Raw genomic sequence first — 1248 nt, 5'->3', positions numbered from 1 at the left:
GGCGAGGCGGACGCCGCCGACGACCTCGCCGCCGACGCGTTCCTCGCGCTCTGGCACCGCTGGGACCGGGTCCGCGCCGCCGAGCACCCTCTCGCGTACGCCCGTGGAGTCGTCACCAACATGGCCCGCACCCGGATCAGGAGCGCGGTGCGCGAGCGGCGGCGCATCACCCTCTTCTGGTCGCACCGCGGCGAGAGAACCGACGGCCCGGATATACCGGCCGTCGTCGATGTGCAGGGCGCACTGCGCCAACTCCCCTTCCGCAAGCGGGCCTGCGTCGTCCTGCGGCACTCGTTCGACCTCTCCGAGCGCGACACCGCCCAGGCGCTGGGCATCTCCGTGGGTACGGTCAAGAGCCAGACCTCCAAGGCGATGGCCGAGCTCGGCCGGATACTCGGCACGGAGGAAACCCCGGTGCGCATCCGCGCCGCCGTGGCCACGGGACGTACGGGAGGGAGGAACTGATGGACGGCCTGGAGAAACAGCTCAAGGACATGGCACAGGCTCACCGGCCCGACCGCGAGCGGATGCTGGCGCGTGTGGAGCGCGGCATGTTCGAGCCGGAGCCGGTACGGATCCGGCCGCACCGCCCGCGCGGTCTCGGGCGGTGGCTGCGCGCCGTGGGTGTGACGGCGTTCGTGGCGGGCGTCTGTGCGGCGGGCGGATACGCCGTCGCTTCCGCCTTCCACGACAGCGGGCCGCAGCAGACCGTGTCGACCGGACCGGCGGCCGGAGAGACCAGGTCCTCGTCCTCGTCCGGGACCCTGTGGGCCGACGGTTCGATCGACGCCGGCTCCAACGCCTACTGGGCGCAGTCCGACATCACCTTCAAGAACCGCGCCCCGCTCTCCGCCCTGACGGTCGAGCTGCGCGTCGCCCAGACCGGCGGAGTCAACGACACCGGCAACTGGCGTGACCTGCCCTCCGAGGACTTCACCGTCTCGGTGCGCGAGGACGGCGGCTGCCTCGTCTACCGCTGGACGCTGAAGGACGGCCGTACGGTGCCCGTCGGACAGCATGTCTTCGCGGGCCAGTACAACCACGCGGAGGGCGGCCGCGACGCCAAGCGCGACTCGTACACCGTCCGGGGCACTACGTCCGGGAAGCCCAGCGTGGTCCACGGCGGATTCGCCTGAGAATTCCCCACCGGGCGGCAACCCATCCCGGCGCGGCGGCGACCACTGAGCGAAAGCTCTCGCCCCCCACACAAGGAATGGGAACCATGAGTCAGCACAAACGCCGCCGGGC

2 protein-coding genes are annotated in these 1248 nt (G+C 71.5%); both read left to right on the top strand.

Going from position 1 to position 1248, the window contains the following annotated elements:
* Positions 1 to 465: sigma-70 family RNA polymerase sigma factor (locus J0695_RS39640; RefSeq protein ID WP_206969689.1), on the top strand; the 465-nt coding region annotated here is incomplete at its 5' end.
* Positions 465 to 1136, top strand: coding sequence for a hypothetical protein (locus J0695_RS39635; RefSeq protein ID WP_242553758.1), 672 nt, complete (start codon positions 465 to 467; stop codon positions 1134 to 1136). The genes J0695_RS39640 and J0695_RS39635, both read left to right, overlap by 1 nt.
* Positions 1137 to 1248: the final 112 nt, after the last annotated feature.

The sequence above is a fragment of the Streptomyces beijiangensis genome (assembly GCF_017315755.1).
In the GTDB taxonomy this organism is placed as follows: domain Bacteria; phylum Actinomycetota; class Actinomycetes; order Streptomycetales; family Streptomycetaceae; genus Streptomyces; species Streptomyces beijiangensis.
The sequence above is the reverse complement of the archived record's forward strand: the minus strand, read 5'-3'. Positions and strand labels throughout refer to the sequence as shown.

Excerpts from the sequence above, each read along its gene's own strand:
- J0695_RS39635 (WP_242553758.1), top strand. The coding sequence starts at position 465 with ATGGACGGCCTGGAGAAACAGCTCAAGGACATGGCACAGGCTCACCGG.